Source organism: Streptomyces odontomachicola, from assembly GCF_039605595.1.
Taxonomy (GTDB): Bacteria; Actinomycetota; Actinomycetes; order Streptomycetales; family Streptomycetaceae; genus Streptomyces.
Map to the genome: position 1 here is coordinate 513,561 of NZ_JBCFOK010000004.1, position 20,038 is coordinate 533,598.

General features: G+C 73.8%; 13 protein-coding genes. 7 read left to right on the plus strand and 6 right to left on the minus strand.

Annotated elements, in window-relative coordinates:
* Positions 1–109: 109 nt before the first annotated feature.
* The 7 genes from ABEE00_RS10000 to ABEE00_RS10030 all read left to right on the plus strand — a co-directional run bounded on the left by ABEE00_RS10000 (position 110) and on the right by ABEE00_RS10030 (position 12,828).
* A complete protein-coding gene (locus ABEE00_RS10000; RefSeq protein WP_345744997.1) occupies positions 110–1,609 on the plus strand; it encodes a hypothetical protein in 1,500 nt (499 codons plus the stop codon).
* Positions 1,610–1,752: 143 nt separating this feature from the next.
* Positions 1,753–2,631, plus strand: coding sequence for a hypothetical protein (locus tag ABEE00_RS10005; protein ID WP_345744948.1), 879 nt, complete (start codon positions 1,753–1,755; stop codon positions 2,629–2,631).
* A 61-nt stretch (positions 2,632–2,692) separates the two neighbouring features.
* Complete coding sequence (locus ABEE00_RS10010; protein ID WP_345744949.1) at positions 2,693–7,702, plus strand: hypothetical protein; 5,010 nt, start codon at positions 2,693–2,695, stop codon at positions 7,700–7,702.
* 596 nt (positions 7,703–8,298) lie between these two features.
* Positions 8,299–11,265: a sensor histidine kinase gene (locus ABEE00_RS10015; protein ID WP_345744950.1), complete on the plus strand. Its 2,967-nt coding sequence runs from the start codon at positions 8,299–8,301 to the stop codon at positions 11,263–11,265.
* Entirely contained in the window at positions 11,262–11,693 is a 432-nt protein-coding gene (locus tag ABEE00_RS10020) for a roadblock/LC7 domain-containing protein (protein ID WP_345744951.1), read from the plus strand. The genes ABEE00_RS10015 and ABEE00_RS10020 overlap by 4 nt, the downstream gene beginning before the upstream one ends.
* A 24-nt stretch (positions 11,694–11,717) precedes the next feature.
* Positions 11,718–12,218: a DUF742 domain-containing protein gene (locus ABEE00_RS10025; RefSeq protein ID WP_345744952.1), complete on the plus strand. Its 501-nt coding sequence runs from the start codon at positions 11,718–11,720 to the stop codon at positions 12,216–12,218.
* On the plus strand, positions 12,199–12,828 hold the full coding sequence (locus tag ABEE00_RS10030; RefSeq protein ID WP_345744953.1) for a GTP-binding protein: 630 nt from the start codon (positions 12,199–12,201) through the stop codon (positions 12,826–12,828). Before ABEE00_RS10025 ends, ABEE00_RS10030 begins: the two co-directional genes overlap by 20 nt.
* 28 nt (positions 12,829–12,856) lie before the next feature.
* Here the strand turns inward: ABEE00_RS10030 and glpK are convergent, their stop codons facing one another.
* The 6 genes from glpK to ABEE00_RS10060 all read right to left on the minus strand — a co-directional run bounded on the left by glpK (position 12,857) and on the right by ABEE00_RS10060 (position 20,033).
* Entirely contained in the window at positions 12,857–14,368 is a 1,512-nt protein-coding gene (gene glpK / locus ABEE00_RS10035) for a glycerol kinase GlpK (protein ID WP_345744954.1), read from the minus strand.
* Positions 14,369–14,513: 145 nt separating this feature from the next.
* The gene (locus tag ABEE00_RS10040) at positions 14,514–15,248 is read right to left on the minus strand and encodes an MIP/aquaporin family protein (RefSeq protein WP_345744955.1); all 735 of its coding nucleotides are present in this window, start codon (positions 15,246–15,248) and stop codon (positions 14,514–14,516) included.
* Positions 15,249–15,408: 160 nt separating this feature from the next.
* Entirely contained in the window at positions 15,409–17,091 is a 1,683-nt protein-coding gene (locus tag ABEE00_RS10045) for a GGDEF domain-containing protein (protein WP_345744956.1), read from the minus strand.
* A 193-nt stretch (positions 17,092–17,284) separates the two neighbouring features.
* Positions 17,285–18,484 carry a lipid-transfer protein gene (locus tag ABEE00_RS10050; RefSeq protein ID WP_345744957.1) on the minus strand — a complete coding sequence of 400 codons (1,200 nt, stop codon included), beginning with the start codon at positions 18,482–18,484 and terminating at the stop codon, positions 17,285–17,287.
* Entirely contained in the window at positions 18,481–18,954 is a 474-nt protein-coding gene (locus ABEE00_RS10055) for a Zn-ribbon domain-containing OB-fold protein (RefSeq protein WP_345744958.1), read from the minus strand. The genes ABEE00_RS10050 and ABEE00_RS10055 overlap by 4 nt, the downstream gene beginning before the upstream one ends.
* A 230-nt stretch (positions 18,955–19,184) precedes the next feature.
* Entirely contained in the window at positions 19,185–20,033 is an 849-nt protein-coding gene (locus ABEE00_RS10060) for a M15 family metallopeptidase (RefSeq protein WP_451918530.1), read from the minus strand.
* Positions 20,034–20,038: the final 5 nt, after the last annotated feature.

The following is a 20,038-nucleotide window of genomic DNA, read 5'->3' on the forward strand; positions in this document are numbered from 1 at the left end:
GCCGTACTCGTGCGTGCCCGGTGAACCGACACACATTGGGCCGTTTCGCCCGTTGTCAGTGCGACCGCATAGTGTGTCCGTCGTGACAGAGCACGTGCCGACGCAGCCGATGAGCAGCACGCCGAACCCGGCCCCTGGCCCCGCAGCCGACGAGGGACTGGCCCGGCGGCTGCGCGCGCTCGCGTGCACCGCTCCGCTGCACGACCTGGACGTGCGCAAGGCCAATCTCGCGGGGGAGTACGGCACGTATGCCATGTCGGAGGTCGCCCTCGCCGCCATCGACTGCGTGACGCTCCAGATGGACTTCGACACCGGCGCCGACCACGAGCAGATAGTGGCCAGGCTCCTGCCCCGGGTCGCGGCCCAGGCGCCCGAGCGGCCCGCCTCCGAGCACGAGCGGGTGGCCCGCTGGGTGCTGGAGAATCTGATCAACGTCGGCAGCGTGGACCGCGGCTTCCGCGCGGTGTACGGCACGTTCGAGCCGGACGGCTCCTATGTGCGCAGGGACTACGACTTCAAGCTGATCGAGGAGGTCCCGGGCCCCGGCGGCGCGGTCTATCTCCGTACGACCGACGAGGCGGTCAACGTCCTCGTCGGCGCGCTGGACACGGACGTCACCAGCGCCCAGATCGCCGCCGAGGTCAAGCTCGAGGTGCTGATCAGCCGCGGCCGCCTCGCCGACGCGCAGCTCGCCGCCGAGCAGGCCAGATACCGCACGGTGCAGTACGCCGAGACGCTGCGCCGCACCCTGGACGCCACCCGGCGGAACGTTCGTGCCGTGGACTGGCTGCGCGCGGTGCCCGACATGATCACCGAGGCCCTGGACCACGTCGCCGACCGTTACCGGCACGAGAACGCCATCCTCACCAACATCCGCAAGGCCAGGGACGAGGCGGCCTCCGAGCGGGGCCCCGACCACAAGCGCCGCGCGGCCGAGCTGGTCGACATCGTCAAGGACTGCATCAGGCGGCACACCCAGCTCCAGTCCCGGCTACTGGAGGCGGGGCCGCTGTTCCGCGCCGAGCAGGACCGGCAGGCGTTCGCGCCGCCGGCCGTGCACGCGGGGCTCGATCTGTACGGGCAGTTGCTCTCCCCCCTGCTCCCGCTCCCCGTCGAGCAGGCGACGCGGGTCACCGACGCGTTCTTCGCGCGCGGCGCGGGGCTGCGGACGCCGGGCGCGGTGCGGCTGGGCGATCTGACCGAGCTGCTGCTGACGCCGCCCGCGCCGCGCGAGCACCTGGGCGCCGAGATGTCCGAGCCTGATCTGGTGGCCACGCCGGACGACAGCCGCTTCAGCGAGGAGCAGATGGAGGCGGCGATGGAGGTGCTGGACGTGCCGGCCGAGGCGCCGCGGCGGCTGTCCGGGCTGATCGCGGAGGCGCGCGACCGCGGCGATCCCGAACTCGCCTATCTGGTCGCGCTGTTGGCCGTGCACTCGGCGAGTCCGCCGGTGGGCACGGCGTATCGGCAGGGTGAGAGTCGGCTCCTGTTCGCCGTGGACGACGGGACGGAGCTGGACGACCCCGAGTTCGGCGGCGCGGACCTGATCGTCGGCACGGCGCTGCTGGACGCGGAGGGCATGAGCGCGGAAAGGGCGGAGGCGGCGTAGTGGCGCGCGCCGAGCGCATGGGCTGGGTGCGGGGTTGCGATGCCTGCGCGGCTGGCGGTTCCGGTGTGCCCGCCCGTTCCGCCCCCAGCGGAACGCACGCCCACACCTCAGTGGTGGTTTGCTGATGAAGGAGTTGGACTGTCGTGAGTGACATTGGTGTTGACGTCGTGGGGGAGGACGTCGCGGAGGACACCCCCCGTGCCGTGACCCCCGCCGACGCCGCGGACGCCGCGCGGCTCGTCTCCTTCGGGCTGCACCCCAAGCTGCTGCCGGCCCGCGACGCGCAGTACACCGAGCTGCTCAAGCGCTATCGCGACGAGCAGCCCTTCGCGCGGCTGGCCGATGCCGTGGCCACCGGGCTCGGGCTCGTGGTGCTGGAGGTCTCCACCCGCGCCGGCATGGCGCTCGCCGCGGACGAGGACTCCGTCTTCGCCGTCCGCATGGGCGACTACGCGCGCCGCGCCACCGCCGACTCGGCCGACCGCTTCCTGCACGGCCTCGCCCATCTCGCCGTCGCGGCCATGGCGTTCCCGCGCCCCGAGGACCTCGCGGACGACGCGTACATCGGCCGCATCACGGTGAACGGCGTCGACGCCTTCGTGCGCCAGGCCTGCCGCAAGCTGGAGGAACGCGCAGAGGAGGAAGGGGAGAACACCGACCCCGCCACCAACGCGCCCGGCCTGGAGTCCGCCTGGCGGGTGTACGCACGGCGCAGCGCCACCGGTGCGACCAAGGACGCGCGGCGGCTGGCCGGTTCGACGACCGGCATCATCGCGAAGGCCGTGGCCTTCCTCGCCGACTCCGGGTTCCTCCAGCGCACGGGCGACGACGCGGGCGGCACGTACCGCACCACGGCCCGCTATCAGCTCCAGGTGCGCGACATGGCCGGCAGCGCCGCCATGAGCGAGCTGCTGGAGCTGGGCATCGTGCCCGTCTCCGACGGCACGGCGAGCCTGCTGCCGCCCGAGGAGGGCGAGGGCATAGAGGTGGCGCCGGACGCCGGACTGCCCTTCCACTCCTGACCGTTCGCACGCGTCCCGACCGTTCACCCCGCAGACCCACAGACCAGCAACGAGAGCCGCCATGTACGAGCTGTCCCGGATCCGCCTCTACTCCATCGGGCCCGCCGGTGCGCGCTATGCCGACACCGTTCTGGACCTGCGGGGAGTCGGCGCGGCCGTGCCCAGCCCCGCCCCCGCGCAGGCGGACTTCTTCGAGGACGAGCCGGCGGGCCCGCCGCGCCGCCCGGCCCCGGCCGGCGTGCTCTTCCTGGAGAACGGCGGCGGCAAGTCGGTCCTGCTCAAGCTGATCTTCTCGGTGATGCTGCCGGGCCACCGCAACACGCTGGGCGGCGCGAGTTCGGGCGTGCTCCGCAAGTTCCTGCTGGCCGACGACTGCGGCCACGTGGCGCTGGAGTGGCAGCACACGCTGACCGGCGAGTCGATCGTGGTCGGCAAGGTCAGCGAGTGGCGCGGCCGCCAGGTCTCCAACGACCCGCGGAAGTTCGCCGAGGCGTGGTATTCGTTCCGCCCGGGCCCCGGGATGAATCTGGACTCCCTGCCGGTGGCCGAGTCCACCGCGCTGCGCCCCTCCTCCGAGGGCGCCTCCTCGGCGCGCGGCCGCCGCCGCACGATGAAGGGCTTCCGCGACGTACTGACCGAGACCGGCAAGGCGTACCCCAACCTCGACGTGCACTGGGAAGAGGTGCACGAGCGGTGGAACGAGCACCTGACAGGGCTCGGCCTCGACCCCGAACTCTTCCGCTACCAGCGGGAGATGAACGCCGACGAGGGCGAGGCCGCGGGCCTCTTCGCGGTCAAGACCGACGCCGACTTCACCGACCTGCTGCTGCGCGCCGTCACCGACACCCGGGACACCGACGGGCTCGCCGACCTGGTGCACGGCTTCGCGCACAAGCTGGGCCGGCGCGCCGAGCTGACCGCCGAGCGCGACTTCACCGCGGGCTCCCTCGAGCACCTCAACCGCATCGTGGAGACCGCCGAGCAGCGGGACCGCGCACGGGAGATCCACGGTGCGGCCGAGCACCGCACACGGGCCCTCGCGCACCGGCTGTCAGCGCGCGGCACCCAGGAGCGCGGCCGCGCGGCGGAGCTCGCCGAGCAGACCGAGCAGGCCGAGCGCGCCGTGACCGAGGCGTCCACGGCACGCGAGCGCGCCTCCCTGGTCGCCGCCGAATTGGCGTACAGGCACGCCTCGTTCGCCCTGGCTGGAGCCGAGAAGGCCGCCGCGGCCCAGCGCAAGGAGCTGACCGAGGCGCGCACCCTGCACTCCGCGTGGCAGGCCGCTGAGACAGTGCTCGCGCACCGTACGGCCGCCGACCGCTCGGCCCGCGTCGCCGCCGCCATCCAGGAGGCCGAGCGGGACGCCGCCCCGGCGCTGGCCGCCCGCGCGCAGGCGGCATCCGGCCTGGTCCGCGCGCTGAACGCGGCCGCCGAGGACGGCGAGCGGATCGCCGCCGAGCAGGAGGAGCGCTCCGCCGCGCTGCAGACCGAGAGCGAGTCGGCGCACCGCGACGCGACCACAGCGGCCACCGAGGCGCAGCGGGCCCGCAGCGAGGCCGACCACCTGCGGCAGCGCCTGGAGGAGGTCGAGCAGGAGACGGCCGAGGCGGTGCGTTCGGGATGGCTGGACGACGCCTCGCCCGACGCCGACCCGGCGCGCGCCGCGCTCGCCGCGAGCGACGCGGAGAAGGAGGCGACCGCCGCCTTCGAGAGCGCCAAGGAGGCCGCGTCCCGCAGCGCCGAGCAGGCGCGTTCGGCCTCAGCCGAGCACGCGCGGGCCGAGCTGGCGGCAGCCCGCGCCATAGACGCGTCCGAGTCGGCCTCGGCCGCGTACACGGCGGAGGCGAGCGCGGCCGAGGCGCTGGGCGCCGAGGAGCGGCTGGCCGAGCTGCTGGGCCTCCCGGACGCGGCGTACGAGGCGGCGAGCGCGGCGGCGGGCGAGGGCTCGGGCGCCTCAGGCGAGGACGCGCCCGAGGAGTCCGGCGAGAGCGCCCAGGAAGACGGCGCCGAGACCCCGCGCACCACGGCAGGCCCGCGCCCCGCTGCCGAAGGCCCCCTGACCGCCGAGGAGCTGGACCGCAACGCCGAGGAGCTGCGCCGGCTGCTCGACGCGTCCGTCGCGGCCTCCGAGCGGCAGCTCTTCGAGCTGCGCACCGACGCGGCCGACGACTCGCGCATCCTGGGCTCGCTCGGCGACGGCGGGCTGCTGCCGCCGGGGCCCGATGTGACCGCCACGGTGGAGTTCCTGGGCGAGAACGGCATCCCCGCGCTGCCCGGCTGGCGCTATCTGGCCCAGTCCGTCGACCCCGCCGACCACGCCGACGTGCTCGCCGCGCGCCCCGAGCTGGTCGACGGCGTGGTCATCACGGACCCCGACAGCCACGCGAGGGCGCGCGAAGTCCTCGCCGACGCGGCCCTGCTGCCGCGTTCCGCGGTCGCCGTGGGCACGGCCGCCGCGCTGCTGGCGCCCACCCCGTCGCGGGACGCGCAGCAGGAGTCCGGCGTCTTCCTCGTACCGCCGAATCCGGCGATGCACGACGAGCACGCGGCCGACGGGGAGCGTACGAGGCTGCGCGAGCGCGCCATAGCGCGGGACGAGGAGATCCGCGCGCTGGCCGCGCGGCTGTCCCGCGACCGCGCGCTGTCCGCGAGCCTGGCGTCCTGGCGCACCGGCTGCCCGCAGGGTCGGCTCGGCGAACTCGCCGCCGCAGCCGCCGAGTCCCGGCAGGCCGCCGAGGCGGCCCGGCAGCGGCTGGCCGAGGCGGCCGCGCTGCGCGACGAGGCCGAGGAGGCCGCCGCCGAGACCGCGCGGGCCCGCGACGAGGCGCAGGAGCGGGCCCAGCGGGCGCGCCGCAGCGCCGACGCGCTCTCCGGCCTGTCCTTCCGGCTGCGCGAGCGCGCCACCTGGCAGAGCAGGCTGCGGGAGCTGGCCGACGAGGCGGCAGCGGCGGAGGAGCGCGCCGACGCCTGCGTGGAGCGCGCGCGTACGGCCGACGACGAGCGGCGCAACGCCCAGCGTTCGGCGGACGACGCCCGGCGCACCGCGCGCACGCTGCGCGCCGAGCGCGCCGAGGTCGCGGGCGTGCCCGACGACGTGGACTGGACGGCTCCGCCGCCCGAGGGCTCGCTGCCCGACCTGCGCGAGGCGTACCGCTCGGCCTCCCAGCTCTACGAGAAGGTCGGCGTCGGCGCCGACCTGCGCGCCGAGCAGGCACGCGCCGAGGGCGACGAGTCGGCGGCCCTCGCCTCGCTTGACCGGCTGACCAACAAGGTCCGCACCCGCGCGGCGCAGCTCCTGGAGGGCCCGGACGGCGCCGACGGCCCGTCACGGCAGGCCGCCGCCTCCCGCGCCGAGGCCCTGGTGCAGAAGCTGGAGGCGCGCACCTCGGAGTCCAGCGAGCAGCTGGGCAGGCTGCGCGGCGAGGCCGAGCGGCTGGCCCCCGAGGGCGCCGAGGCGCACACCGAGCTGCCCGAGGAGCAGGTGCCGGACGGCGTGGAGCAGGCGCAGGCGCTGCTGCGCACCGCGAAGGGCGAAGTGGCCACCCGCACCGAGGCGTTGGAGGCGGCGCGCGCGGCGCACGCCGAGCTGGTGCGGGCGCACCGCGGCGCCGAGGACGCGGCCGGCGGCTTCGACGAGACCGCCGCGATGCTCCGCGACCTGCTGCGCGATCCGTATGCGGGCGAGCAGGAGGAGCAGGAGACCCCGGAGCCGTATGCGGGCACGCTCGCCGAGGCGCGGCAGGCCGCCGCCGAGTCCCGCAGGTCGCTGCGCGGCTGCGCCGCCGACCTCTCGACGGCCGAGCAGGCGGTGCGGGAGGCCAGCGACCTGCTCGTACGGCATGCGAACTCCACCAAGTTCGAGCAGGTGCGCACTCCGGCGCGGCAGCAGATCAGGGAGCTGCCCGCGTCCTCGCTGCCGGAGCACGCGGCGTCCTGGGCCGAGGCGTTCGCGCCCCGGCTGCGGGTGCTGAGCGACGAGCTGGAGCAGCTGGAGCGCAACAGGGACAGCATCGTGGACCGGCTGCGCGGACTCGTGGAGTCCTCGCTCGCGACGCTGCGTTCGGCGCAGCGGCTCTCCCGGCTGCCGGAGGGGCTGGGGGAGTGGTCGGGGCAGGAGTTCCTGCGCATCCGCTTCGAGGACCCCGACCAGGCCACGCTGACCGAGCGGCTCGGCGAGGTGATCGACGAGTCCACGCGCTCGGCCGTGCGCAAGAACTCCGACCTGCGCAGGGACGGAATGTCCCTGCTGCTGCGGGGCGTTGCGGCCGCGCTCCAGCCGCGCGGCGTGTCCGTGGAGATCCTCAAGCCGGACGCGGTGCTGCGCGCCGAGCGCGTGCCGGTCGGGCAGATGGGCGACGTCTTCTCCGGCGGCCAGCTCCTGACCGCCGCCATCGCGCTGTACTGCACGATGGCCGCCCTGCGCAGCAACGACCGCGGCCACGACAAGCACCGGCACGCGGGCACCCTGTTCCTGGACAATCCCATCGGCCGCGCCAACGCCACCTATCTGCTGGAGCTCCAGCGTGCCGTGGCCGACGCGCTGGGGGTCCAGCTCCTCTACACGACCGGCCTGTTCGACACCACGGCACTCGCCGAGTTCCCGCTGGTGGTACGGCTGCGGAACGACGCGGACCTGCGTGCGGGCCTGAAGTACATCAGCGTCGAGGAGCATCTGCGCGCCGGGCTCCCGCAGCAGGACCCGGAGGGCGAGACGGTGCACGGCGAGATCAGCGTCACCCGGATGTACCGCCGCCCCGACGCGCAGGCGGAACCCCGGGTTCCCGACCCGGCAGCCGAGGTCCGCGACCCGGTTCCTGAGCAGAGCCAGGGCCCCGATCCCGTTCCTGAGCAGAGCCAGGGCCCTGACCGGGAACAGGACCCGAACCCGACGCCGAGTCAGGACCCTGCCCCGACTCCGGGCCAGGCCCAGGCCCAGGACCCGGACCAGGGCCAGCACCCGGATCACGACCCTGCTCCGGAACCCCCGGATCACCCCGGAATCCCAACGGCCCGTGACCGTCGGGACGCTGATCAGCCGCGGAGCGGTCCCGCCGGGGACGGGGCGGTCTAGGGCGGCGGCCGCCGGCGTCCTCGCCGTCCCCCAGGTCCCCCAGCGGGGGCCGCCGTTCGCGCGGCACGCGGACCCGGTCGAGCGCCCGGTCCCGTGCCGCGCTGCTCGGTTCGGAGACCACCCCGTTCCGCTGCACCCACACTTGGCGCGTCACCCACACGTCCAGCACCAACCAGGTCGCCGCGACCGTGCTCGCTATGGTGCACAGCACCAGCGGGAAGGCCAGCCACACCTCCGCGAGCGAGCACAGCACGGCGGCCGTGGTGAGAACGAGGGTGAACGCGCAGGTGAGCACCGCGCGTACGGCCGCCTCCCGTACCGGGTCCGGCAGCCGCGGTTTCGCGTACATGGATCCTTCACTCCCCCTTCACGCGCTCCCGTACGCACAGCATTCCTCATGCGGCGGACGTGCGTGTCCTGCACCACACCTCTCGCACTGGTGTCGGGGCATCGACGGACAACTCAGGATGAGGCACCCTGGACGGCCCGTTCCCGCGCGCGGACACATCTACGAGCGGACGGCGCGTCAGTAGTAGGCTCACGCCGTTTGCTGTCGGAACTCGCCCCCACGCGGAGGGGTTGACGTAGGGGAGGCCATGCGCGGCTTTCGCGGGAAGTCCATCCGCCGGAAGATCGTGGTGCTGCTTCTGGTGCCCTTGGTGTCCCTGGTGTCGATCTGGGGCTTCGCGACGTACCTGACCAGCCGCGAGGCCGTCCAACTCCTCAGCGCGTCCGACGCGATGAACCAGGTGGGCCAGCCGACCGAGCAGGCCGCGCGGGCGATCCAGCGCGAACGCCGCCAGATCCTGGTGTATCTGGCCGACCCCCGCCAGTCCGACGCGCTCACCCGGCTGCACAAGCAGCAGCGCGAGACGGACGCCGCGGTGCAGGAGATACGGTCCAACGCGGCCGACGAGGAGCTGCGTTCGGGTCTCTCCACGCGCTCCCGCAAGACCCTCGCCTCCCTCGTGGACAACCTGGACGAGCTGAGCAAGGTGCGCGCCAGGGTCGGTGAGAACACCATCACCCGGGGCGGCGCCTACCAGGCGTACAACCAACTCGTGGACTCCTGCTACGAGTTCGCGGGCTCGCTCAACGGGCTCAACGACGTCGAGCTGGAGAAGCAGGGCCGAGCGCTCATCGTCCTCACCCGCGCACGCGAGTACCTCTCACGCGAGGACGCACTCATGGCAGCGGCCTTCGCCTCGGGCGAGATGACGCGCGGCGACCAGCGGGCCTTCTCGGACCGCGTGGCCGAGCGCAACCTCGCGTACGACACGAACCTCTCGGTGCTCCCGGCCGAGGACCGCGACGCGTACGAGGAGTACTGGAACGGCACCGACGGGCGCACCCTGCGCAACTACGAGGACACGATCATCGCCGCGGGGCCGCGCGGCACCCAGGGCGCGGTCACCGCGGACCGCTGGGAGTCGGCCACCTCCACCGTCCTCACCGACCTGGAGCGCCTGGCCTACGAGTCCAACGAGCGCTACCAGCAGCGCGTCGACCCCTCCGAGACCCAGGTGATCCTGCGCGCCGTCGCCGCCGGCGTGCTGGGCTGCATCGCCGTGCTCGCCTCGCTGATCATCTCCGTACGGGTGGGCCGCGGCCTGGTGCGCGACCTCAACACCCTGCGCAAGGAGGCCAACGAGTCCGCCGGGGTGCGGCTGCCGAGCGTGATGCGCCGTCTCGCGGCGGGCGAGCAGGTGGACGTGCAGACCGAGGCGCCCGAACTCGTCTATCCCCCGGACGAGATGGGCCAGGTCGGCAAGGCGCTGAACACCCTCCAGCGGTCCGCTGTCGAGGCCGCCGTGAAGCAGGCCGACATGCGCCGCGGCGTGTCCGAGGTGTTCGTCAACCTCGCCCGCCGCAACCAGGTTCTGCTGCACCGCCAGCTCACCCTGCTGGACGCGATGGAACGGCGCACCGAGAACTCCGACGAGCTCGCCGACCTCTTCCGGCTCGACCACCTGACCACCCGCATGCGGCGGCACGCCGAGGGCCTGGTCATCCTCTCCGGCTCGGCGCCCTCCCGGCAGTGGCGCAAGCCGGTGCAGCTCATGGACGTCGTACGGGCCGCGGTCGCCGAGGTCGAGGACTACGAGCGGATCGAGGTGCGCAGGCTCCCGCGGCTCGCCGTGGACGGCGGCGCCGTCGCCGACCTGACCCACCTGATCGCCGAACTCCTGGAGAACGCCACGGTGTTCTCGCCCCCGCACACCGCCGTGCAGGTGCTGGGCGAGCGCGTGGCCAACGGCTTCACGCTGGAGATCCACGACCGGGGCCTGGGCATGCCGCCCGAGGTGCTGCTCGACGCCAACCTGCGGCTCGCCGAGACCCCGGAGTTCGAGCTCTCCGACACCGACAGGCTGGGCCTGTTCGTGGTCTCCCGGCTGGCCCAGCGCCAGGGCGTACGCGTGTCGCTGCAGACCTCCCCGTACGGAGGCACCACAGCGGTCGTGCTGATCCCCGGCACCATCCTCACCGAGACCCAGGGCCGCGACGACGAGCGCGGGCAGGAGGAGCTGGACGGCGACAGGTCGGAGCAGCTTCCCACCGCGCGCGCCCGCAGGCTGGAGATCGGCACACGGCGCGGCGCCCTCGACGGCCCCATCGAGCTGGAGGCGCCGCTGGAGGAAGGGGCAGCGGGCGACGGCCTGTTCCGCACCGAGAGCGCGCGCCAGCGTGCCGGGGCGCAGAGCCGCGAGCAGGGTCGTGAGCAGGGCCGCGAGCACTCCGGGCACGATCACACGCCGGCCATCCGCAAGGCGCTGGGCGGCGAGGGCCCCGACGAGGAGCAGCACCAGCAGGCGCGCGACGAGGCCGAGCACTCGCGGCCCGCGCCGGGACCCGAGTCCGCGCAGGACGAGGAGGACGGGCCCGCGCCGCTGCCGCGCCGCACGCCGCAGCACGGCGCGCCGGTGCTGGTCGCGGAGAACGGCCGTACCGTCTCAGCGCCCGGGCGGCTGCCGCGCCGCGAGAAGCGCAAGGACCCGGAGCGGAACGCGATCGCCGCGGCCTCCAAGACGTCGGAGGACGGGGCGACTTCGGGGGACGCCGCGGCCACCGAGCCGGGAGTGGAGCAGCGCGAGGATTCCCGTACGGAGTCCCGCGCCGGAACCACCACGGACACGGACACCGGCACCGGCAACACGAGCACCGGCAATACCGGCACCGGCAATACCGGCACCAGCAATACCGGCACCGGCAGCACCGGCACCAACACCGGCATCAGCTCCGGCGACACCCTCGCCGGGCTGCCCCGCCGCGTACGGCAGGCCAGCCTCGCGCCGCAGCTCAAGCGGGAGCCGGGCGGCGCCTCGGCGCGCGAGGAGGGCGGCGCGGCCGAGCGGGACGCGCGGGGCGCCGACTCGCGCTCTGACGCGGCGGGTTGGGACCGGGACGCCGATGAGGTGCGCAATCGGATGGCCTCGCTCCAGCGCGGATGGCAGCGTGGTCGCAGGGACAACGCCGAACGGGCCGAGGACGGCGCGGACGGCGCACCGGGGGAAGCGTCGGGGGAGTCAGCACAAGGAACGACACCGGAGGGGGACGCTCGATGAGCGCACCACAGGCCGCAGCCCAGCACGAAGGCAAAGGCGGCGAACTCGACTGGCTCCTCGACGAGCTCGTGCAGCGCGTCGGCAGCATCCGCAAGGCGCTCGTACTCTCCGGCGACGGCCTGCCGCGGGGCGCCTCGCGCGACCTGGGCCGGGAGGACGGCGAGCACCTGGCGGCCGTGGCCTCCGGCTTCCACAGCCTCGCCAAGGGCGTCGGCAACCACTTCCGCGCCGGTTCGGTGCGCCAGACGGTGGTCGAGCTGGACGAGGCGTTCCTGTTCGTGACGGCCGCGGGCGACGGCAGCTGCCTGGCCGTGCTCGCGGACGCCGAGTCCGATGTGGGGCTGGTGGCGTACGAGATGACGCTGCTGGTCAAGCGCGTCGGCGCGCATCTGGGCACGGCGCCCAGGGCCGACCGCAGCGAGGCGTGAGTCGAGGGCACGGATGAGGGGACGATGACGGACGGGGCCGGGGGCATGCAGGACCGCTGGTTCGACGACGCCGCGGGCCCGGTGGTGCGGCCGTACGCCATGACGCGCGGCCGCACCCATTCCGGCACGGGCCACCACAGGCTCGACCTGATCGCACAGGTCGTCGCCGAGGAGGTGGAGCCGGACCCGGAGCGGGAGTCCGAGCCCGAGGGGAACGCCGCCGACGGGCAGGAGGCGCGGGACGCGCGGGAGGCGCCGTCGGACGACGACTCCTTCGAGCGCGCGCTGCACGCCGACCGCACGCTCGGCCCCGAGCACATCGACATCGTCCTGCTCTGCCGCGCCGCGCCGCAGTCGGTCGCCGACCTGGCGGCCGAACTCGACCTGCCCGTCGGGGTCGTCCGAGTCCTCATCGGCGACCTCGTGGACGCGGAGTGGGTCCGCGTCACCCGTCCCGTTCCGCCGGCCGAACTGCCGGACGAGAGCATCCTCCGAGAGGTGATCGATGGCCTTCGGGCGCTCTAAGCGAGCAGCACAAAAGACGGTGCCCGCGGCACCGGTCACCCTGAAGATCCTGGTCGCGGGTGGCTTCGGGGTGGGCAAGACCACCCTGGTGGGGGCGGTGAGCGAGATCAAGCCGCTGCGCACCGAGGAGCAACTGACCGAGGCGAGCCGCCCGTTCGACGACACCCAGGGCGTGGAGAGCAAGTCCACGACCACGGTGGCCATGGACTTCGGGCGGATCACCCTGCGCGAGGACCTGGTGCTGTACCTGTTCGGCACACCGGGCCAGGACAGGTTCTGGTTCCTGTGGGACGAGCTGGCACAGGGCGCCCTCGGCGCCGTCGTGCTGGTGGACACCCGCAGGCTGGAGGACAGCTTCGCCGCCGTCGACTACTTCGAGCGGCGCGGCATCCCCTTCACGATCGCGGTCAACGTGTTCGAGGGCTCCCAGGAGTACGGCCCCGACGCGGTCCGCGAGGCGCTGGACCTGGACCCCGCGGTGCCGGTGATGCTGTGCGACGCGCGGGGCCGCGAGTCCGCGCGCGACGTGCTGATCTCCGTGGTGGAGCACGCCATGCGGCGCGGCGCCGAGCAGCGGGGCGGCGGCAGGGAGCCCGCCACCGCCCCGTAAACACCGCTCGTGCGAGGGGCGGGGGCGCTCAGCCCTCGCCCTCCTCGTGCCAGCCGAAGCTCCGCTCCACCGCCTTGCGCCAGTTCGCGTACTCGCGCTCGCGTGCCTCGGGCGCCATGCCCGGGGTCCACTCGGCGTCCTTCTTCCAGTGCGCGCGCAGCTCGTCCAGGTCGGACCACACACCGGTGGCCAGGCCGGCCGCGTACGCGGCCCCGAGGCAGGTGGTCTCGGCGACCACCGGGCGGATCACCGGGACGCCCAGCACGTCGGCCTGATGCTGCATCAGCAGCCCGTTGGCGGTCATGCCGCCGTCCACCTTGAGGCTGGTGATCTGCACCCCGGAGTCCTGGTACATCGCGTCCACCACCTCGCGGGTCTGCCAGCTCGTGGCCTCCAGGACGGCGCGCGCCAGGTGCGCCTTGGTGACGTAGCGGGTCAGACCGGTGACCACGCCGCGCGCGTCGGAGCGCCAGTACGGCGCGTACAGGCCGGAGAAGGCCGGGACGATGTACGCGCCGCCGTTGTCCTCCACGCTCGCGGCGAGCGGCTCGATCTCCTCGGCCGAGCCGATGATGCCGAGCTGGTCGCGGAACCACTGCACCAGCGCACCGGTGATCGCGATGGAGCCCTCCAGGCAGTACACGGCGTCCTCGCCGCCGAGCCGGTAGCCCATCGTGGTGAGCAGCCCGTTCTTGCTGGGCACCGGGCGCGTGCCGGTGTTGAGCAGCAGGAACGAGCCCGTGCCGTAGGTGTTCTTGGCCTCGCCCACGCCGTAGCAGGTCTGCCCGAACACGGCGGCCTGCTGATCACCGAGCGCCGAGGCCACCGGCACCCCGGCGAGCTGCCCGACGGCCGTCCCGTACACCTCGGCGGAGGACCTGATCTCGGGCAGCACGGCGGCCGGCACGTCCATGGCGTCCAGGATCGACTGGTCCCACTCCAGCGTCTCCAGGTTCATGAGCATGGTGCGCCCGGCGTTGGTGACGTCGGTGACGTGCACGCCGCCGTCCGTGCCTCCGGTGAGGTTCCAGATCAGCCACGAGTCGACGGTGCCGAAGGCGATCTCGCCGTTCGCTGCGCGCTGCCGCAGGCCCGGCACGTTGTCCAGCAGCCAGGCCGCCTTGGGCCCGGAGAAGTAGCTGGCCAGCGGCAGCCCCGTACGGTCGCGGAAGCGGTCCTGGCCGTCCGTGCCGCCGAGTTCGGCGCACAGCGCAGAGGTGCGGGTGTCCTGCCAGACGATCGCGTTGTGCACGGGCTTGCCCGTGGCGCGGTCCCACAGGACGGTGGTCTCGCGCTGGTTGGTGATGCCCAGGGCGCTCAACTGGTCGGCGCGCAGGCCCGCCTTGGCGATCGCCCCGGCCACCACGGCCTGCACCTTGGACCAGATTTCGGTGGCGTCGTGCTCCACCCAGCCGGGCTTGGGGAAGATCTGGCGGTGCTCGCGCTGGTCGACGGCGACGATTTCACCGTTCTGGTTGAAGACGATGCAGCGGCTCGACGTGGTGCCCTGGTCGATCGCGGCTACGAACTTGTCCGTCATGGTGTGTCGGTCCCTCTCAGGAAGGCGTCCGGGGCGCGGGGCCCGGAAGGCGGGATCGGTGGCCGGGCCCGGTGTGTGCGGGCCCGGAGAACCGACGTGCTCGGTAGACCGGGTTCCGGTGGACCAGCTTTCGGAAGACCGGGTTTCAGAAGACCAGGTTGTAGAGCCCGGCGGCGAGCGCGCCGCCGATGAGCGGTCCGGCGACCGGCACCCACGCGTAACTCCAGTCCGACGAGCCCTTGTTGGGGATCGGCAGGAACTGGTGGGCGATGCGCGGGCCCAGGTCGCGCGCCGGGTTGATGGCATACCCGGTCGGGCCGCCCAGGGACAGGCCGATGCCGGTGACCAGCAGTGCCACGATCAGCACCGTGGTGCCGGACTGGCCGAGCCCCTTGGTCAGGTTGAACGCCAGGATCGGCAGCACCAGCGCGAAGGTCGCGATGATCTCGGTGGCGAGGTTGGCCGCCGGGTTGCGGACCTCCGGGATGGTGGAGAAGTTGCCGAGGGTGTGCTGGGTGTCCTCGGGATCGACGTTCGCCGCGAACTGCGCGTAGTACGCCGCCCAGGCGGCCACGGCACCGATGACCGCGCCCACCATCTGGCCCGCGATGTAGAGCGGAACCTTGTTCCAGTGGCCGGTGTCGAGGGCGATGCCCAGGGTCACCGCGGGGTTGATGTGTCCGCCGGAGAGCGGCGCCGCGGTGTAGGCGCCGGCCAGCACGCCGAAGCCCCAGCCGAAGGCGATGACGACCCAGCCAGCTCCCCTGGCCTTGGAGAAGCGCAGGTTGACGGCGCAGCACACGCCCGCGCCGAAGAGGATCAGGATCGCGGTGCCGATCACCTCGCCCGCGAAGATGTCCCCGTTGGAGAACTGTTCCATGACGGCTCCTCGTGCCTCGGCCGGAGCGTCGCGCCCCGGCGGTCCCCTGTAGGCCGCGCGCGTCAGTGGGGGCGGAGTCCGCACCGGGCACCGGCGTCCGGCCGGGGCCGAGGGCCCCGCGCCATGCGCGGTTCTCCGCGACGAGCGTGTTCGGCAGTGTTCAACGCTGCTGAGGGACCGTCAAGGATGCGGACGCGGGCCGTCCCCCGCCGCGCAGCACCTCGTGGCCCTCGGCGCCGGGGTGCCCCAGCACCCAGCTCGCCCCGTCCAGCGCCTTCGCCGCCTTCTTCAGCGGCGCCAGCCGGGCCGCCGCCTCCGGGTGCCCGCGCACGGCGCCCGGCTCGCACAGCACGGTGGCCAGCGAGAGGGTGACGGGCATGCCGCCCGCGCTCCAGGGCACGTCCAGTACGGCGGCCGCCAGCGCCTCCAGCTCCTCGGGCGCGCACAGCAGCAGGAAGTCGTCGCCGCCGATGTGGCCGACCCGGCAGCCCTCGCGCCCGGCGGCCGCCGCGCTCAGCTCCCGGCCCACCGAGCGGATCAGCTCGTCGCCCGCCGCGAAGCCCGCGCCGTCGTTGACCGCCTTGAAGCCGTCCACGTCCAGCCAGCTCAGCGCGAAGGCCCGGCCTTGTGCGACCTGCCGCGCCACCTCGGCGTTCACCGTGTCCGAACCGGGCAGCCTGGTCAGCGGGTTCAGCGCCGCCGCCTCCTCCACCCGCGACTCGGCCAGCGCCCGTACGAGGTCGGCGAGGCGCACCACGCCCACGCAGCGCCCGGCGTCGTCGGTGACCGCCACGTCGTCCGCCGTACGGTCGCGCTCGTCCGCCGCGACGACCTCCAGCACCGTCCACGCGGTCGAGCCCGCGGGCACGGTGCGCGCATCGTCGGCCAAGCGTGCCGCCGGCCGGTCCGCGTACAGCGCGTGCCCGTAGCGGCTGGACAGCGACAGCAGGAAGCGGTCACGGTCGATGGCCCGTACGGGGCGGCCCTGCTCGTCCGTGAGCAGGACACCGGACACGTCGGGCGAGCCGGTGAGCAGCGCGCGCACCTCGCCGGCCGAGGCCGAGAGCGGCAACAGCGCGGCGGGGCGCAGGAATTCGGCGAGCGGCGGTCCTGAGGGAGCCGCCGTACGGGGTGCGGGCGAGGGCGCCGCGTCCTCCTCGGGGAAGTGCACCACGGCCGCGGCCCGGCGGGAGGGCGGCGCGAACAGGAAGCCCTGCGCGAGCTGCGCCCCCGCCTCGCGCGCCGCCGCCAACTGCCGCTCCGTCTCCACCCCTTCGACGGCCAGCAGCGCGCCGAGGCCGTCGCACAGCTCCCTGGCGGCGCGCACCACGGCACGCCGCGCGCGGTCCTCGGGCAGCGGGGCGGTGAGGGCCGCGTCCAGCTTCACGAGGTCGGGGCGCAGGTCGGCGAGCAGCACCAGGGGCAGGTCGCCTTCGCCGACCCCGTCCGCGCTGATCCTGAACCCGTCCTCGCGCAGCGCCGCCACCCCCTCCAGCAGGGCCGCGCGGGGTACGTGGGTGAAGGGCGGCGCCACGTCGACGGTGACCTCGCTGGGGCGGCGGCCCGCGTCCCGTACGGCCTTCCGGAGCTGCGGCAGGTCGCCGAGGTCGGCGAGGGTCCCGGCGAAGACGTTGACGTGCAGCGGCAGCAGCGGGTCCTGGCGGGCCGCCGACTGCACGCCCAGCGCGGCGAGTTCGGCGTCGAGGTCGGGGGTGCGGCGTGCGGCGGCCAGCACGTCCCCGGTCTCCGGCCTGGCGAGGATCTCCAGTGCGGTGGCGGAGCCGGTCGTGAGGCTGACGACCGGCTGGAAGGCGAAGCGCACGGGATCGGTCCAGGAAGGCACGGCAGCATTTTGGCGTGCCCCGCATCACAACGGCACCGGATTCACGCAGAGTTCACGGGGCTTTCCGGAGAGTACGAGAACGTGTGTACGGAGCCCGGCGCGGGGCATTCCGCGCCGGGCCGCGAAGCCCACGCCACGGCTTACGTCACCGGACCCCGGTCATCAAGGATCACCGGACCGCGCCCACCGAGGCTCAGCGCACCGCGATCACCGAGGACCCGTGTCCGAACAGTCCCTGGTTCGCGGTGATGCCCACGCGCGCGTCCGGCACCTGGCGTGGCCCGGCCTGGCCCCTCAACTGCCAGGTCAGCTCGCAGACCTGGGCGATCGCCTGGGCCGGGACCGCCTCGCCGAAGGAGGCCAGGCCGCCGCTGGCGTTGACCGGCAGCCGCCCGCCCAGCGCGGTCGCCCCCTCCCGCAGCAGCGCCGCGCCCTCGCCCGGCGCCGCGAGGCCCAGGTCCTCGTACCACTCCAGCTCCAGCGCGGTGGACAGGTCGTAGACCTCCGCCACCGACAGATCCCCTGGACCGATCCCGGCCTCCTCGTACGCGCGCCGGGCGATCGAGGCGCGGAAGCCGCGCTCGGGCTCGGGCACGGCGGCGGCCGAGTCGGTCGCCAGGTAGGGGAGGTCGAGCAGCGTGTTCGGGTATTCCGGCGTCCCCGTCGACACCGCCCTGATCCGCACCGGGTCGGCGCACCCGTGCCGGCGCGCGAAGTCCACGCTGGTCAGCACCAGTGCGGCGCCCCCGTCCGAGGTGGCGCACACGTCGAGCAGCCGCAGCGGGTCGGCGACCACGGGCGAGGCGGCCACGTCGCCGGGGCCGACCTCCTTGCGGTAGCGGGCGAGGGGGTTGAGGGCGCCCGCCGCCGCGTTCTTGACCTTGACCCGGGCGAAGTCCTCGGGTGTGTCCCCGTACACCGCCATCCGCCGCCGCGCGTACAGCGCGAAGTACGCGGGGTTGGTGGCCCCCATCAGGCGGAAGCGCAGCCAGTCCGGGTCCTCGGGGCGTTCGCCGCCCGCCGGCTTGAAGAAGCCCTTGGGCGCGGCGTCCGCGCCCACCACCAGCACCGCGTCCGCCATCCCCGAAAGGATCTGCGCCCGCGCCGTGTTGAGGGCCTGCGCGCCCGAGGCGCACGCGGCGTACACGCTGCTGACCCGCGCGCCCTGCCAGCCCAGTGCCTGCGCGAAGGTGGAGCCCGCCACGTAGCCGGGGTATCCGCCGCGTACCGTGTCGGCGCCGACCACCGAGTCGACGCGCTCCCACTCCAGGCCCGCGTCGGCCAGCGCGTCGCGCGCGGCCCGCACCCCGTACTCGGTGAAGGGCCGCCCCCACTTGCCCCACGGGTGCATGCCCGCGCCGAGCACCGCGATGTCGTCCAGCCGCCCGCTCATGCCGCGCCCCCGCCCGTCGCGGCGCCCGCCACAGGACGCCAATTCCAGGTCGTCCAGAGCTGATCGGCGTCCCCGCCGGGATCGCTCAGCACGCCCGGCACGAGCTCCGCCTCCATGCCGACCTCGACCTCGTCCACCGTGGTGCCGGGCGGCGCCTGGCCCAGCACCACCATCCGCTCCGCCTCCAGTTCGACGGCGAGCAGGACGTACGGCTCCCACTCCCTGCCCTCGGGCCAGGCGTAGGGGTGCGGCGGCTGGTACCGCCCGTCCGTGTAGGACCAGACGCGCCCGCGCCGCGAGAGCGGGACCTCCTCCAGCGCGGTGCCCGCGCAGCGCGGGTTGCGGCAGAAGGCGTCCTCGCGGGGGAAGAACACCGCGGCGCAGTCCCGGCAGCGTGTGCCCAGGAGCGCGAAGTCCTCTCCCTCGCCCTTGAACCATCCCGCCACGACGGGCGTACAGGTAGGTGACACGGCCCCTCCCGGAGTTTCTGACGCACCGTCAGGGAGTGTGGCACGGAGAGCCCCGAGTGTCACGGGCGAGTCACCGGACGAGTACACGCCGCTACGCGCCGAGCCGCCGGAGAACCGTTTCCTGACACCGGACGTCACTCTCGACACGTACGGCGGCACGGGACCGACGGGGGTGGTCCCGAGCCGCCGTACCCGCGGACGCGCGGTGCATCCGGCTGCGGACGTATCTCTCAGTGCCGCACGGAGCGGTGCGTCACGGGGAAGTCGAAATAGCGGTCGGGGAAGGGCTCCTTCTTGTACGTGAAGTGCCACCACTCCTCAGGGAGGTTGGTGAACCCCTCCCGCTCCATCGCGCTCTTGAGCCGCAGCCGGTTCGCCTTCTGCTCCGGCGTCGTGCGCGGGTCGGCGGTGTGGCTGCGGGTGTCGAAGCAGTCGAAGCCCGTGCCCATGTCGAGGGAGTTGTCGGGGAAGCGCTCGGCCTTCGGCGCGTAGCACTTCGTGAGCTTCTCGCCCGGCACGTACGGCCTGGTCGGCTTCGCTGGCAGCTTCACCATCGTCAGGTCCATGGTGCTGCCCCGGCTGTGCCCGGACTTCTCCGCGATGTACCCGTCCGCGAACAGCCGCGTCTTGTCGACCTCCGGGTAGAACTCGCCCTTCATGCGCTGGTCTTCCAGGTCCTTGGCCCAGCGCACGAAGTGGTCGACCGCGCGCTGCGGCCGGTAGCAGTCGTACACCTTGAGCGTGTAGCCGCTGCGCAGCATCCGGTGCTGCACCCTCTTGAGCGCCTTCGCCGCGGGGCGGGTCAGCAGGCAGGTGGGCTCCCGGTAGCCGTCGACGGGGACGCCGGTGAAGTTGTGCGGCGTGAAGTAGCGGATCTCCTGGAGGATGCCCGGCGCCACCCGGTCCAGCGCCACGAACTCCCGCGGCGCGCGCGGCTCCTGGCCCGGACGCGCGGCGGAGGCGGACGCGGGGGAGTGCGGGCCGGCCGGGGCCGCGGGCGCCGGGGCGGCGAGCGAGGCGGCCAGCCCAACGCCCGCCAGCGCGGCGCCACATGCAGCAAGGGAACGTCTGTATGCCATCCCCC